Below are 15,254 nucleotides of genomic sequence, written 5' to 3'. Positions count from 1 at the left end.
CGGCTTGCGCTCGAAGCGCGAGACCCCAATTATTCGGGCTCGCCCGGTCTCGGTAGTTGCGCTCGCATCGGCCGAGCCGATTGAATGCCCTCATGGGTGCCAGTACGGTCCGGGAGGTCGATATCTGCGTGGTCGGGCTCGGTCCTACCGGAAGGGCGTTGGCCCATCGCGCACTGCGGGCCGGGCTGTCGGTGACCGCGATCGATCCACGCCCCGACCGGCTGTGGTCGCCCACCTATTCCTGCTGGGCCGACGAGTTGCCGGATTGGCTGCCCTCCGACGTCATCGCGACCACGATCGTGGCGCCCACCGTCTGGACGACCACCGAGCACCACATCGACCGCCCCTACTGCGTGTTGTCCAAACCCAATCTGCGCGAAGCGCTCCCGCTCGACGACGCCACCATCGTGGCGGGCCGGGCGACGCGGGTGGACACGCACGAGGTAGAACTGGCCGATGGCACGGGTCATACCGCGGCCACGGTCGTCGACACTCGCGGACTGCCCGCGCTCGGACGCCGCAGAGCCGCCAGCGCGCACGGCGTCTTCGTCGACGCCGAGACCGCCGCGCCAATGGTCACCGAGGGCGAGGGCCTGCTCCTGGACTGGCGGCCGGAGAACGGCGCTGGCAAGGACGCGCCGCCATCGTTTCTCTACGCCGTACCGCTCGGCGACGGCACAGTGATCTTCGAGGAGACCAGCCTCGGTCTGCGCGGCGGTATGCCGCAGCACGAACTGCGCAGACGCATGCTCAACCGCCTCGCCGCGCACGGTATCCAGCTCACCGGCGCCGAACCGAGTGAGGCCGCGCATTACCCGCTCGACCAGCCGCCGCCGCGCAGGCGCGAGGCGAGGGCGATACCGTTCGGTTCCCGCGGCGGCATGATGCACCCGTGCACCGGCTATAGCGTCGCCACCTCCCTCACCCTGGCCGACACCGCGGTCACCGCGCTACGGCAGGGCCGCGACCTGATCGCCGAATTGTGGCCGTGGCGCGCACGACTGGTGTACTGGATGCGCATGCGCGGCCTCTACGGGCTGGGCAGACTCACCACCGAACAATCCGTCGCCATGTTCGAGGCGTTCTTCACCGCCTCCCCGCGCGGCCGGCACGCCCTGCTGTCCGCGCGCGACGACTACACCACGCTCGGCGCCGTGCTGTTCGACACCGTCGCACACACCTGGCCATTCCGCTGGCGCTACGACCTGGTCGGCTGGACCAACCGGAGCCGCTGGCAGGACTACGACTTCGGTCAGGCGCCGGTCTCGGCCGCACGGCGATAGCCGCGGATCGCGGGGTAGGCGAAGACCACGATCATCCCGATCGTCCAGGCCAGGGTCTTCAGCAGCGGCTGCGCCACCGGACCGCCGTAGGACAGTCCGCGCATGGCGTCGATGGCACAGCTCATCGGCTGGTTGCCGACCACACCCTGCAGCCAACTCGGATAGACGAAAGTCGGGACGAATCCGGAGTTGAAGAACATCAGCAGCGTATTGACGATCCCGATGATGTTCACCAACATCACGCCCTCGGACACCGTCGCCAGCGCGGTGACCAGTACGGCGAAAGCGACCCCGAACAGGACCGGAATGCCGATCAGGGCCAGCGCCGCCGCCGGTCCCTGGTCGAAACGGAAGCCGATGGTGAATCCGACCAACAGCACGAACAACGTGGTGGTCAGCACCCGGATCGCCTCGGCGAGCAGTCGCCCGGTCACACCGGCCGCACGATGGATGGGCATGGTCCAGAACCGGCCGAGCAGCCCGGTCATCTTCTCGACCTTGAAGCCGAGCGCGCTCACCACGGCGCCCGACATCGCCGCGACCAGAGTGATCAGCGGAACAGTTCCGTAGACGCTCGGTTTGCCGGTCGCCAGCGTGATCGAGTCGCCGAGCACGATGCGGAACATCAGCAGGGTAAGCGCCGGATAGAGCAGGGTCTGGATCGTCGTCGCGGGATCGCGCGCCCACGCCAGCAACAGTCGCCTGCACTGGATCAGGCTGTGCGCGGCCCAGGTACGCACCGAATTCTCCGCGCGGGCAGCCACCTCGGGCAGCGACGACCGGCCTAGGTGCGCGATGACGTTGTCGGCGGGTGCCACGGTCGTCTCCACAGAACTCATGACCGCCTCACACTCGCCCAGATCGCCAACGGGATGAATACCACCGCGAGTCCGGTCACCCACGCCAACGGCACCCACAACACCTGCCAGGACACTCCATCCGCCGCCATATCGCGCAGAGCGAAGGAGAACTGCGAGATCGGCTGGTTACGGACAAACGGCCGAATCCACATCGGAAAGCTCCGTTCGGGCACGAACCCGCAGGAAAGCATGCCGAAGATCAACGTCGGTAGGGTCAGCGCCTGACTCAGCGACTCCGGGCTCTTGGTCAGACTGCCGAGCGCGTCGGCGCCGATCGCGAGCACCGTACCGATGGCGAGCGCGAAGCCACAGAACAGCACCGCCTGTCCGAGACCCGCGACGAAGCGGAATCCGATGACGTGGCCGAAGGCGAGCGCGGCGGTCAACGAGGTGACCGACCGGACCAGCCCGGCCGCGATCCGGGAGGTGAACGGGACGAGCGTACCGATCGGCATGGTCTGCATGCGGGTGCTCAACCCGGTCATCGCCTCGAACGCGGCCACCTGCGCGTTGGACATCATCGTGAAGGCCATGGTCTGCAACACGATGATCGGCATGACGAATTGGGCGTAATCGATGCCCTGGAACTTCATCACGTAGCGCAGCGGCAGGTAGAAGCCGAGCGTGAACACCAGCGGCGTAACCATCGCGACGACCAACTCGCCTTTGGTCACCATGGTTCGGACGATTCGACCGGTCAACGCGCGCCACTGCGCGAACGACGAGAGCCGCGCGGCGGGCAGCTCGGCGAACAGGGTCGCCACGGCCGGTGTGCTCGCCGAGGCGGTCGCAGCGGTCACGCGCGACCGCCGGTGTGTCCGGTGATGGACAGGAACACGTCGTCCAGGGAGGGGCGACGCAGGGCGATGTCGGCCAGATCCACGCCCGCGCTGTCGAGCCTGCGCAGCGCTTCGGTCAGCGTGACCGCGCCCTCGGGCGCCGGAATGGAGAGCCGGTCGGCGCCGTCGAGGTCGGCGAGCACCGCTGGCGGCACCAGGTCGCCGAGCGCGTAGGCGGCGGTGCGCAGTGTGGTCGGATCCAACGGGACGACCTCGCAGTAGCTCCCGCCGGTCTTCTCCTTGAGTTCGTCGGCGGTTCCCTCCGCGATCACGGTGCCCTTGTCGATCACGATGATGTTGTCGCTGAGCACGTCGGCTTCCTCGAGGTACTGCGTGGTCAGCAGCACCGTGATGCCCTGCGACTTGAGCGCGGTCACCAGGTCCCACACGCCCTGGCGGCTGCGCGGATCGAGGCCGGTGGTCGGTTCGTCCAGAAACACCACCTCCGGGCGGACCACGAGCCCACAGGCGATGTCGACGCGACGGCGCATGCCGCCCGAGTAGTGCCGCACCGCGCGGCGGCCCGCGCTCACCAGGTCGAACTCCTCGAGCAGGGTGTCGGCGCGCTTACGGGCCGCGGACTTGGCGAGGCCCATCAGCCTGCCGAACAGCTCCAGGTTCTCCCGGCCGGAGAGGTTCTCGTCCAGCGCCGCGTATTGCCCGGTCATCATGATCGAGCGGCGGACGCCCGCCGGATCCTGCACGACGTCGTGCCCGGCGACGACCGCGGTGCCGGAATCGGGGCGAAGCAGGGTGGACAGGACCTTCACCATCGTCGTCTTGCCCGCGCCGTTCGGGCCGAGGACACCGAGGACGGACGCGCGGGCGGCGACGAAGCTGACGCCTTGCAGTGCATGCACATCGCCGAATGACTTGCGGACGTCCGCTACCCGGACCGCTGGCTCACTCGCATGCGAATCTGCTTGGTTGGAACTCGGCATCAACTCTCCACTATCGGCCGGTGCGGCGACGAGGTCGCCCGAGCGCAGGCTGCGCCCCGCTTGGTGATCCGTCGCGCTCGGCGTGATGTTACCGGCCCGGCCGCCGCGGCCATCTCGTCGCGCGCTATACCCACCCGATGGCGCGCCAAATGTGCGCTTACTCACATTTGCCGCTTTCGGTCGGCATGCAGAGGGTCGACGCTGGTGAGGGCGATCACAGGGGCGGCACGAGGTCGGCGACCAGGCCTTGTCGGCCCGTATCGGCAGCCCATAGTCTGCTTGCGGGGGACTATTCCCACTCGTCCACGACGGTGCCCCCCGCTGACCGGTCCACACGCTGTTGTCGACACTGCGAGAGGTGACCATGGCCGATTCCGCGCAGCCACGATTGGCGGCGCAGCCGGGAGGGACGGGCCGATCGACCGTGCTGACGTCCTATGACCCGCGCACCGGCGAGGCGGTCGGCAGCTATGCCGTGATGCATTCCGGTGAACTGACCCGCGCCGTGCGCGCCGCGCGCGCCGCCGAGAAGTGGTGGGCGGAACTGGGATTCAGCACCCGCAAGCGCTGGCTGCTGGACTGGAAGCGCGACATCGTCCGACGCTCGGGCGAGTTGATCGACATCGTGTCCGCGGAGACCGGTAAACCGGAAGCGGACGCCGCGATCGAGGTGATGCTCGCGGTGGAAAATCTGGACTGGGCCGCGCGCAATGCGAACCGCGCGCTCGGCCGGCGACGACTCGGCTCGACCTGGCTGTCCCGCAACCAGTTGGCTTCGGTCGGCTATCTGCCGCTCGGCGTCGTCGGCGTGCTCGGACCGTGGAACAACCCGGTATTCACCCCGATGGGCTCGATCGCCTACGCGATGGCGGCGGGCAACGCCGTGGTGTTCAAACCGCATGAGTTGACCACCGGCGTCGGGGTGTGGCTGGCCGACAGTTGGGCCGGACTCGCGCCGAATCAGCCGGTGCTGCAGGCGGTGACCGGTGACACCGCGACCGGCGCAGCGCTGTGTCGCGCCAAGGTCGACAAGATCGCCTACGCGGGATCGGAAGCGGGTGCGCGCGAGGTGATCGCCTTGTGCGCGCAGACCATGACGCCGGTTGTCGTGGAGCGCGGCGGCAAGGGTTGCTTGGTCGTGCACGTGGACGCGAAACTCGACGACGCCGCGGCGGCCGCGGTGTTCGGCGCGATGGCCAACTCCGGCCAGAATGCCACCGGCATTCACCGCGCCTACGTCGCCGAGTCGGTCTACGACCGGTTCCTGAAACTGGTGGTGGACCAGACCCGCAAGCTGCGGCCGGGCGCGGACCGGAAGGCTTCGTACGGTCCGATGACCATGGAGTCCCAGATCGACCTGGTGCGCAGGCAAGTACGCGACGCGGTGGCCAGCGGCGGGCGCACGGTGGTCGGCGGGCTGGATTCCATCCGTGAGCCCTATATCGCGCCGATCGTGCTCGCCGAGGTGCCCGAGGCGAGTATCGCGGTCACCGGCGAGGGGATCGGCCCGGTGCTCATCGTGAACAAGGTGGCGAGTATGGACGACGCCGCCGAGCGGATCAACGCGGTCGGCTCCGATGTCGCGGTGTCGGTGTTCACCAGGGATGTGCACGACATCGAGGCATTCGCCGAACAACTGCGGGTCGGGGTGGTGACCATCAACTCCGCCACGGCCCACGCGGGTATCCCCGCACTGCCTTTCGGTGGCGTCGGCGAGTACGGGCACGGCCACAGCCACGGCGACCAGGGGCTACGCGAGTTCAGCCGGACTCTCGCCATCGCACGGAAGCGTTACCGAGCCCCCGTGAGCCTGTCCACATTCGACCGCCACCCGCGGCATCTGCGGCTGGCCAGGACGATCTTCCAGGTCCGGCACGGGCGCCGCGCCTGAGGGCTGCACCGGCATGAGCGGTCAGGGCCCGGAGGCGGGAGCGCAAGCGTAACCACGCAGGGCCCCCGCTCATGCCAGAAACGGCGCCGACTCAGCCCAGCAGTACCGCGTCCATCAGTGCCGTGACCCGCGCCACGTGCGCGGGACGGGAATCGAATCGGATCAGCCTGCCGACGTCGATCACCTGGCCGATGGCGGCGTGCACCCGAAAGCGCGCCTCGACCGGATCGCCGTCGAGCAGGTTGGCCCACTCCAGCACGTTCTGCCGCTGGATGGCACGCAGTTTGTGCTGCTCGGCCTGCGGCAGGTTGCTGAATTCGGCGTAGTAGACCGGCATGATCTCCGGCATGGCGAAGCTGAGCTTGGCGTAACGGTCGGCAATGCGCCGCGCCGCGTCCTGCTTGCTGGTCGCCTCGGCCAACGCCTCGGTGATCGCGATGGCCAGCCGGTCACCGGTGCGGTAGAAGGCGGCGGCAAGCAGGTCGGCTTTGCTCGCGAAGTATCGGTACACGCTGGAGGCGTTGATGCCGACGGCCGCGCCGATCTCCTCGATACTCGCCTCGTGGTAGCCCTGCCTGCCGAAGATCCGGATCGCCTCGGTGAGCAGCTGCTCGCGCTTCGAGGTCACCGGGATGCCCCGTACGGACGGCTCGGTGTCCGGTTCCGCAGGCGCGGCGGGCAGCTCGGCGCGCAGAATGGCCCAGGTCATATCATGTTGCAGCGGAAGCAACTTGGTGCTCGACAGCGCGGTGCGATGCGCGGAGATGCTGGCGATCGCGCTGAGCACGCCTGCGGCGAGCATGGCCACGTCGGCGGGTGGCGCGGCCGGCCGTAATTGCGCGATCGGCGTCGCGAGGGTGTTGTTCAGATCGTCGTAGATCTTCTTGATCCGGGTCCGGTCGGCAGGCTCGAGATAGCGGCGTTCCCAGCGATAGAGGCCGGCCTCACGGCGGATCTCGATGGTGTGTTCGCCGATGGCGCGGATCAACCGGTCCAAGCGGCCTTTCGGGTCGAGCCGCTCGTCATCGGCGGCTACCGCGACATTCAGCAGATGGCGAGCGCCCTCCTCGGCCGCCGCGACCAACAGCGCGTACTTGTTGGTGAAATGCCGATACAGCGCCGGACCGGAAATGCCCACCTCGGCGGCGATCTCGTCCACACCGACCGGGTAGTACCCGCGTTCGCTGAACGCTCGCGCGGCCGCCCTGATGATCTGCACCTTGCGATCCTTCGGACGACGTCGCGCCGACGAGGCCGCTGTGGCGCCTGCCCTACTCCCCCGGTCGGGCCGCGCGGGAGCGAGATCGATCTCGCTGCGTTCGGCGACCATGCACCTCTCCGTTCTCCGGCGACACTGGTGGTTGACAGTGCCCGACATGAAACCTAAGTTAACCACAATTCGCATAGTTAACCACTATTCACAGCCCGACATCCGTCGAATGACCTGGGTAGGGGTGGGAACCGAATACGCCAGAAAGGGGCCGCGGGTGCGCGTAACCATAGCGCCGGTTTCCGTGTGTGCGAATTGGTCGGAGTCTTCTGCACCCTGGTCAGTGGCTGGTGGGGGTATCGACGTGGATGTTGCGGTAGATGGTCATGGGTGTGACGCCGCAGGATTGAGCGATCTCGGCCATGGTGAAGGACTTGGAGTCGTACATGCGCTGGGCTTTGTCGATCAGCGTTGGGGTCATCTTGGGTTTGCGGCCCGCCTGTACGCCCCCTTGCCCTGGCGGGCCGCAAGCCTGGCCCGGGTGCGCTCTTGGACGAGGGCGGCTTCGTATTCGGCCATCAGAGCGAACATGCCGAACACGAGCTTGCCGTGGGCGGTGGTGTTGTCCACGATGCCGTTGGTCAGCGAGCGCACCCCGACCTTGCGCTGTTGGAGGGTGGTGACGATGTCGATGAGGTCGCGCAGGTTGCGGCCGAGGCGGTCGATCTTCCAGACGATCAGGGTGTCCCCGGGGCGCAGGTCGTCCAGACACGCCTGCCATTTCGGCCGGTCGGCTTTGGTGCCGGAGGCGTGGTCGACATAGACCTTCAGGCAGCCCTCGGCGGCCAGGGCGTCCAGCTGTGCCTGAGGGTTCTGGTCTGCGGTGGAGACCCGCGCGTAGCCGATCTTGTGTCCCCTGCCGCCGGAACCTATCGGAACCGCCGACAGGGCAGGGTTTCGCGGGGTTGATTGTGTGGTGGGTTCTGGTGGGTTCTGTCCTGGGGAAACATCAGTCGGCGTGAGGCTGGGCGGTGGTCTATCGCAGACGACCGTTTGCGTTGGGCCCGAGCGTTGCCGCTCCCCCGGGGACAGCTGGCCACGCTCACACTCACCAGGGCTGGGAACCTGCACGCAGCCCAGCGCGAAGGCGGAGAAATACCGTTGAATCCTTTCGAGGAGTGGAGGGCTGGTCCCCAAACCAGGCACGCAGTGTCAGCACCGGCCGTGCACGAGGTAGCAAGGCGCGAGGGCGGTTGTCGGAGAATCGGCTGGTACGGCTGGTCCAGGCCATAGCCGATGGATTGCGCAGCCGCCAGATTCCACGCATCGCTGAGCAGTTCTCCGAGACCTACAGAGGCCCGATAGGTGCGGATGGTCTTAGGGCTGTCAACCGCGGGGCGGGTGACGCCGACGTGTCGGGTGCCGAACAGCTGAAACACGCCATGGATGGCGCAGACCGGGCCGGTCACGGTGGAGGAGAACAGCCCACAACCCCTGGGCATCTCCCTGGCCACGAAGCACACCCCCAGGATCAGCGGGACGCCCCACTGATCGTTGCGGACGAACTCGAGAGACTCCACTCGTCGGGTGTCCAAGCAAGATGGGAGACTCCTCAGACTGCGGAGTCGCCGCGCCGGGAATTCGAGGCTTGGATGCGCTCACCGACCGAAGGACCTCTCCCAGAGCTAGGCCCGGACTCTGGTTTGAATTGTTGGGAAATGCCGCTGTGGGCCGGAGCCCGAAAGAATGTGATCACCCACGCCGAGCTTCGCAGGATGTATGCGCCCCTCGCCGAGTTCAGACGGACTGGTGAGGGGCCAATTAACATGCCGATGCAGCGGGAGCTCTGTCCACACGGGGTGTCGCGCTACACCCCCGGTGACCCTGCCGGCCTGCAGCCGCAGCGCGGCGATGTGGTCATGTGGGGGCATGCTGCTCACGTGACGGTGGCCACTGGGCGTACAGCCCTGGACGGATCTCCCGAGGTGTACTCGTTCTGGCCGGCTCCGAAACACGAATTCACGGTGGACCCGGTCACCGGGGCTTGGGACCCGATGACGACGGATGCAGTCCAGATCACCAGCATCAATGAGCTGGAACCCTTCGTCAACCCACCCTCCAGGACACCGAGGGAGATCTTCTTCGGGCGGGGGCCCTGGTAGCCGCGCGGATGGTGGGATACATGCCTGTGGGCATGCGTGCCAGTGACGGCCGCCGTATATGCCTAAGGATGCGGGACGTGTGGTCGGCTGATAGCAGTAGGAGGGTGAAACGGTGACGTCGAGGACGCTCATGGCATGGCACAACCAGCCGCAACTGAAAGCCATGGCGGTGGAGCAGATGCAGCGTATCGCCGCCTACGCCGGGTTCCGGCAAGGGGGGCAGGTACTCCAGGACGGTCGGATCGGCGGGGGGCTACATGTCTGCTTGTGCGCACAGCGGCTGGTCGAGGAGCGGGGTGTATCGGTATCGGTGGTGCTGGCAGCGAGAGCGACGATATTTTGGCTGGACGAGAGCGCTCGTCTGTGGGGTATTCCACGGGTGGTCGGCGGTTTGATGGATCGCTGCTTCGAGCGTCTTCCGGCACGCGAGGCCGGGAGGTTCGCCGTCGCCGCGATCGAGGCCATCCCGGTAGGTGCGGACCTGGATTCGGTTGGTGCGCAATGGATGCTCAAGTTGCTGGCCGACCCGCGAGAAGGGGTGCTGCGACACACCCCGGACGGTTCCATCCAACACCGCGCGGTGAACCGTGTGATCGACCTGTATCGACGGGCACTCGCCGGTGACGACCCCGCGCCCGCGGAGTGGGCGACCGCGGCACAAGCCGCAGCCCAGGCTGCTGCACTTGCTGATGCCAGCGAGCAGGCAGGTCCCCCAGCATGCGCCGCGCGCACCGCAAACCTGGCTGCAGTCGCCTTCGCCCACGACCTCGTCCCGATGCAGGTGCAGATTGCGGCAATACGGTCCGCGGCAACGATGCCGGAGGTAGACGCGGAGGCTTACCAGACCGCCTACATCGAAACCGAAGCCTTCGCCCAGTCGGCACATTATGCGAGCGAGACCGTTCGGGCCGCAGCCGACGCGTCGTTCAAGACCATGTTGGGGCCGCTCCGGCAGGCAGCCGAACGAGCACTCGAAGCGGAAAGCAACAAGCGTCCACCCGATCTGCGGGACGCCGCCGCCCTCGAGCAGATTCGTGATGCCGCCGACGCCGCCGCCGCGGTCTGCGCGCACCACTACCGATGGCGCGCAGACCAGCTGATCGACCACGTCGCCACAGCCCCGCAACGGGAGTAAGGAATGACACCAATGCGAGGCCGCCCCCGATGACTGATGCAAGGGGAGGCTGACTTGTCGGCCTGGAGTGAAGTGACGCCCTGCGCGAATCACGATGCACGGCTTCGGACGGGAGGCGAGCATACCCGATCCGTACCCCCGAGACGGCAGAGCACCACCTAATTGCGGCCGGTGATGTCGATCCTTGCCGGCGCCCCGTCGCCACGCGTTCGGCTCGGCAGTCCGGATTCAGTGAGAACCGACCGGTGCGAACAGCACTCGTGGTTCCAGGTCGAGCCGGGTGGCCGGCGCCTGTTCGGTGGGGTCAGGTTGAGTACGAGGTCGCCCATTCGGCGGATGGTGTGCTGGATGTAGGGGGTGATCGTGGCCAGATCGTCGCGATCGATCGGGTAGCCCTCGGCGGCGAGCCGGTTGGCAGCGTCAGTAATATCCAGGGCGGTGGAGTAGATCGCGCAGTTGGCGACCAGTTCGTTGAATTTCACCACCCGTTCCTGATGGTCGGGGTCGTTGTGGCCGATGAGCCGGCCGCCGATCATCAGCCAGTCGGCGAAGCCATGGAACGCCTCGGCCTTGTTGGTGACCGCAGTGATCTGCTCCCGCAGCGTGGGTTCGGACAGGTACCGCAGCAGCGTGATCGTGCGGATCACCCGTCCCAGCTCACGGAACGCCCGGTAGAGACGGTTCTTGTGGGAATGGTTGCCCAGCCGCCGCAACAACGTCACCGACGACACCCGGCCTTCCCGGATCGAGATCGACGTGCGGAGCAAGTCCGTCCAGTGGCGTTCAATGAGCGCCCAGTCGATGGCGTTCTCATCGAACAGGCTGTCGATGTGCTGGTAGCGAGTGCTCATGTCGGGGCGGTAGAAGATCAGGTCGTGCCAGTTGCGGATCCGGGGCAGCAGTTCGAATCCCAGCAACGCGGCCACTCCGAACACCGGCAGCGACTGGCCTTGGGTATCGGCATGCACCGTGTCCGGCTGCACGTCGGAGCTGTTCTTCAGCAGGCCGTCGATGATGTAGACGGCCTCCCACGCCCCGCAGGGCACGAAATGGGAGAACAGGGCGATGTAGGAGTCGGAGACGAACCGCATCGCCAGCCCACCATATCCGCCGTAGCGGACATGGGATTCGGCGAGCAGGTTGTTCTCCCACGTGTCGACCTGCGAACCGTCCACGGCGACGATCTGCCCGTCGCCCCACACCCCCGCCACATCGAGCCGCGTGAACTCGTTGATAACGTCCGCCGAGCACCGGTGGACCCGGTCGGCGGTGGTGTGCTTGTTGCCCGCCGTGTACAGCTCGTGCGCCGATACCTCGCCCCGCATGTGCCGGGCGACCTCGGCAGCCCCCAGATTGGCGCCGTAAGCGTAGGCGGTGAGCACGTACCGGCCCAGTACGTCCCCGCGGATCTTCGGATCCGACCCCGACGCCGGACCCAGATGGCGATGCCAGCCGGTCAGATACGCCGTCCGGGTCAAGATGTCGAGCAGACTGCGTTCGGGAAGCCGCTGGTGGAGCGCTGCTTCCAGCGCCAGCGCCGACGGGCGCCGGTCGGCACCCTTGCACCGTTTGAGCATCGGTCGGCCGTCTTCGAGGACCAGGTCGGTGTTAGCGGGATATCCCGCGTCCACTGTTGCAGCGGTTGTGGCCAGCTGGTGGCGGTAGAACGCCACCAACTCTCCAGCTTCGACGGGGATGCCGGCCTGATCGCAGAACTGGGCAGCCAGCGGCGCACACTCGTCCCACGACATCAGCTGAGCGTTCAGGTCGGCGTAGGAATCCGATCCTGTCACAGCGATGTCGCCGGATCGGAGTTCGGCGGCCAGATACGAGAACACGCACACCTCCAGATGCCTACGGGCCAGCATCCCGGGATGGTCCTTGTGCCTCAATATCTTCCGCCAAGCCACCGACGCGAACGCGTCCACATCGACCCGGACGGTGAACTGCTCACCGTCGCGGGTGTGCACGATCGCCTCACCGATCCATTCGCTTCGCTTCTCCCTGGCCGCACAGATGAATTCGACCGCGTCCAACACGCCGCAGTCGGCGGTTGTCGATGTCAGATCGAGAGAATCGACCAGCGTGAACAACGCGGACCGGTGCGACCGGTAGAAGCTCTCCAACAGCGCCTGATAGTTGTTGCCGTGATACGCCGACACCGCCTCGTGCACCGCCGACAGTTGCTCCACACCGCCGGCGGCGTCCAGCGTCTTCAACACCATGCGTCCGGCACGCTCGGCGACCGCACCGGCCGTTGCCGACCCGTCATCCTCGGCGGGACCAGTCGCTTCCCGCGCGGCCGCGAGGACATCACCGAAGATTCCGATCAGGCGTTCGGATTCGGCGCGGTGGGCTTCGCGCAGTTCCTCCAGGCGTTCGCGGCCTTTCTTGTGCAGGGCGGCGATGCGCTTGCAGAACATGGTGACGACCTCGTCGCGGGCCTCGATCTGCTGCTGGTGCAGCAGGCTGATCAGCAGCGTGATCTGTTTGGCGTCACCGGTTTTGCGCATGTCGTCAACATCGGCGACGCGGGCCTCGCCTGCGAAATGGGCGACTTTGCCGGGCGGCACCCCGTCGAGCCAACGCTCCGTCGGTCCGATGGCGTCCATTGCCCGCAAAGGCTCCAGGCGAACCTTGAACTTCGCCAGGGACGGCGCCTGCGCCGGTGCCTTGATCCGGTCGAATTCGCTTCGGCGCGTGGCCGGATCCACAACCAGCATCAACGCCAGCCTCGCCGTCTGCGCCCGGTCGGGCCGCGCCGACACCATCGCGAAGAACTCACCGTTCACCTCGGTCCGGATGCTGGCGGCCATCGCGTCCAGGGTGGTGTAGCCCGGCAGTTCGCACCGCTGCCGGACCAGCTCCTCCAATGCCACGTTGATCAGATCGGCCGGGTTGTCCTTCGTCTGCGCCGCAGCCCGGATCGCCTGCTCGGCGACCTCCCGCACCCGGCCGGCCTCGTACTTCACACCCAAGTGGTCACGCGCGAACTGCCTGTGCCGCTTGACTGTTCGATCAGCATCGGTCTGCGCGGCCACCTCGTCAGCCAACCCGATCGCGGTGCGCACATGATCGACCACGACACCCGGGACATCGTCGAGCTTGGCGAAGTAGCCCAGCCGCTGATAACACTTCAACCGCACCAGCAACGCCAGCAGATGCAACTCGGTCTGCGTCTTACCCCGCGCCCACACCACCTCTTCGGACGTCGGCGTGAACGACTCGGCCAGCTCCCGCCCCGACACCGCACGCTTGAACCGCGGGTAGGCGGTGCGATCGATCGACGCCAACCCGACACCCCACCAGAATCACGAAACAACCCACACACCATAGCTGTCGGCGCTATAAGCCTCCACCGATAGGCTTGAACAGCGCCGATACATCAGCGCGGCCCCTTTCTGGCGTATTCGGGTCCCACCCCGGGTAGGAGCAAAAAGGAGCGACACTGATTCCGCGGGCTCGGCTGCCCGCCACCGCCGCTCGAGCGACAGGACTGATCGGTCGTACCCGACGAGGAACTCGACGCGACGGTGCGGGCCGCGGCCGCGAAGATCGCCGCAGGCCCGCGCGGTGCGCTCGAACTCACCAAGAAGGCGCTCAACCAGGCGACACTGACCTCGCTGGACACGGCCCTGGCCACCGAGAAGGCCGGGCAGTCCGAATTGCCGCGGTCCGCGGATTTCGTCAAGGGCGCCACAGCGATGCTCACCAGGCGCAAGGCCGTCTTCGCGGACTGATCAGCCCGCCGTAACGGACCGGCCAACCGCAGACTATGTTCATCGGCTATGACTTACCTGGTTACCGGGGCAACTGGGTTCATCGGTCGGTTCCTCATCCCCGAGCTGCTCGAACGCGAGGGTGACATCCATGTGCTGGTACGGCCGGGCGACGCGTCGGCCGACCGGTTCGCCTGTTGCGCGCGGGAGTGGGCGGGCGGCGACCGCGTCCGTCCGGTGCGCGGCGATCTCGGCGCGCCGGGGCTCGGCGTCGACCCGGCCTGGCTGGACGAGCACCGCGGCACGATCGAGCACGTCTTCCATCTGGCTGCCAGCTACGACCTGACCGAGCGCGGGGCGGGGACCAGGCATGTGGTCGATGTCGCCGAAGACCTCGAAGCCGGCCTGTTCCACCACATGTCGACGGTGGAAGTGGCCGGGTCCAGCGAGGGCCTGTTCACCGAGGACATGTTCGACCACGGTCAGGCGCTGGCCACGCCGATGCAGCGCGCCAAGTTCGAGGCCGAACGGATCGTGCGGGAATCTCCCCTCCGGTGGCGCATCTACCGACCCTCGATCGTGATCGGTCATTCCAGGACCGGCGAGATCGATCGGATCGACGGCCCCTACTATTTCTTCCGCCTGCTGCGCATGGGCGCGCAATTACCGAGGCTGCTGCCGGTGCTGGTGCCGAGACTCGGCGAAACCAACATGGTTCCGGTCGATTTCGTCGCCCGCGCCCTGGACCACATCGCCCACCGGCCCTGCTCGGACAAGACCACCTACCATTTGGCCGATCCGCGCAGGCAGGGCGCCGTCGAGGCGCTGAACCTGTTCGCCGACGAGGCGGGCGCGCCGCACCTGGTCGAGGTGATGCCCAAGCGCACCCTCGACATGCTGCTGCGCGTCCCCGGTGCGAACGCACTGCTCCCCCGCGTCGGCGTTCCGCTGGATGTGCTGGAGCACAGTGAATTCACCTGCTGGTTCGACTGCCGACACGCCACCGCGGCCCTCGCGGGCACCGACATCAAGGTCCCGCCCCTAGCCGGTTACGCCCCGCTGATCTGGAAGTACTGGATCGAGAACTGGGTCTGAGCCGCTGTGCGTCGGGCGTAGCCGCAGCGAGCCGATGGGTAGCTCACGCCCGGCGAGGTAACCGCATGACCGGCGCAGCTCGCCGCCCGCGCCGGGGCGAGCGAAGGCAGGGCAGCCGC

At 67.0% G+C, this 15,254-nt stretch carries 13 protein-coding genes; 6 read left to right on the top strand and 7 right to left on the bottom strand.

All coding sequences use genetic code 11. The features are described from left to right. The first annotated feature begins 92 nt into the window (after positions 1-92). On the top strand, positions 93-1,283 hold the full coding sequence (locus tag AB0C34_RS13640) for a lycopene cyclase family protein (protein WP_357071074.1): 1,191 nt from the start codon (positions 93-95) through the stop codon (positions 1,281-1,283). Here the strand turns inward: AB0C34_RS13640 and AB0C34_RS13635 are convergent. From AB0C34_RS13635 to AB0C34_RS13625, 3 genes are read right to left on the bottom strand one after another with little or no spacing between them, the layout of a single operon-like run. Next, entirely contained in the window at positions 1,253-2,122 is an 870-nt protein-coding gene (locus AB0C34_RS13635) for an ABC transporter permease (RefSeq protein WP_357071071.1), read from the bottom strand. The two genes, AB0C34_RS13640 and AB0C34_RS13635, sit on opposite strands and share 31 nt — an antisense overlap. Next, complete coding sequence (locus AB0C34_RS13630) at positions 2,119-2,907, bottom strand: ABC transporter permease (protein WP_357071385.1); 789 nt, start codon at positions 2,905-2,907, stop codon at positions 2,119-2,121. The genes AB0C34_RS13635 and AB0C34_RS13630 overlap by 4 nt, the downstream gene beginning before the upstream one ends. A 32-nt stretch (positions 2,908-2,939) precedes the next feature. After that, on the bottom strand, positions 2,940-3,923 hold the full coding sequence (locus tag AB0C34_RS13625; protein ID WP_357071068.1) for an ATP-binding cassette domain-containing protein: 984 nt from the start codon (positions 3,921-3,923) through the stop codon (positions 2,940-2,942). A gap of 364 nt (positions 3,924-4,287) precedes the next feature. On the opposite strand from AB0C34_RS13625, the gene AB0C34_RS13620 reads away from it, so the two are divergent. Beyond that, the gene (locus AB0C34_RS13620) at positions 4,288-5,814 is read left to right on the top strand and encodes an aldehyde dehydrogenase family protein (RefSeq protein ID WP_357071382.1); all 1,527 of its coding nucleotides are present in this window, start codon (positions 4,288-4,290) and stop codon (positions 5,812-5,814) included. A gap of 91 nt (positions 5,815-5,905) precedes the next feature. Here the strand turns inward: AB0C34_RS13620 and AB0C34_RS13615 are convergent, their stop codons facing one another. From AB0C34_RS13615 to AB0C34_RS13605, 3 genes are all read right to left on the bottom strand, one after another. Further along, on the bottom strand, positions 5,906-7,144 hold the full coding sequence (locus AB0C34_RS13615) for a helix-turn-helix domain-containing protein (protein WP_357071066.1): 1,239 nt from the start codon (positions 7,142-7,144) through the stop codon (positions 5,906-5,908). Between the two features lie 220 nt (positions 7,145-7,364). After that, a complete protein-coding gene (locus AB0C34_RS13610; RefSeq protein ID WP_357071063.1) occupies positions 7,365-7,505 on the bottom strand; it encodes a hypothetical protein in 141 nt (46 codons plus the stop codon). Then, positions 7,502-8,155, bottom strand: a complete 654-nt coding sequence (locus tag AB0C34_RS13605) for a recombinase family protein (RefSeq protein ID WP_357071060.1) — start codon at positions 8,153-8,155, stop codon at positions 7,502-7,504. Before AB0C34_RS13605 ends, AB0C34_RS13610 begins: the two co-directional genes overlap by 4 nt. A gap of 701 nt (positions 8,156-8,856) precedes the next feature. Here AB0C34_RS13605 and AB0C34_RS13600 point away from each other — a divergent pair. Both AB0C34_RS13600 and AB0C34_RS13595 read left to right on the top strand, forming a co-directional pair. Then, positions 8,857-9,186: a hypothetical protein gene (locus AB0C34_RS13600; RefSeq protein ID WP_357071057.1), complete on the top strand. Its 330-nt coding sequence runs from the start codon at positions 8,857-8,859 to the stop codon at positions 9,184-9,186. Positions 9,187-9,298: 112 nt separating this feature from the next. Continuing rightward, on the top strand, positions 9,299-10,321 hold the full coding sequence (locus AB0C34_RS13595; RefSeq protein ID WP_357071054.1) for a hypothetical protein: 1,023 nt from the start codon (positions 9,299-9,301) through the stop codon (positions 10,319-10,321). 158 nt (positions 10,322-10,479) lie between these two features. Here AB0C34_RS13595 and AB0C34_RS13590 read toward each other — a convergent pair whose 3' ends face one another. Beyond that, complete coding sequence (locus AB0C34_RS13590) at positions 10,480-13,614, bottom strand: Tn3 family transposase (RefSeq protein WP_357071051.1); 3,135 nt, start codon at positions 13,612-13,614, stop codon at positions 10,480-10,482. 240 nt (positions 13,615-13,854) lie between these two features. On the opposite strand from AB0C34_RS13590, the gene AB0C34_RS13585 reads away from it, so the two are divergent. Together AB0C34_RS13585 and AB0C34_RS13580 are read left to right on the top strand one after the other, a co-directional pair. Continuing rightward, positions 13,855-14,061: a hypothetical protein gene (locus AB0C34_RS13585; RefSeq protein WP_357071048.1), complete on the top strand. Its 207-nt coding sequence runs from the start codon at positions 13,855-13,857 to the stop codon at positions 14,059-14,061. Positions 14,062-14,109: 48 nt separating this feature from the next. Next, positions 14,110-15,135, top strand: coding sequence for an SDR family oxidoreductase (locus AB0C34_RS13580; protein WP_357071046.1), 1,026 nt, complete (start codon positions 14,110-14,112; stop codon positions 15,133-15,135). Positions 15,136-15,254 lie beyond the last annotated feature (119 nt).

Origin of the sequence: Nocardia sp. NPDC049220 (assembly GCF_040647855.1) — a bacterium.
GTDB lineage: Bacteria > Actinomycetota > Actinomycetes > Mycobacteriales > Mycobacteriaceae > Nocardia.
Note: the sequence above shows the minus strand (reverse complement) of the source record. Positions and strands in the feature narration are given on the sequence as shown.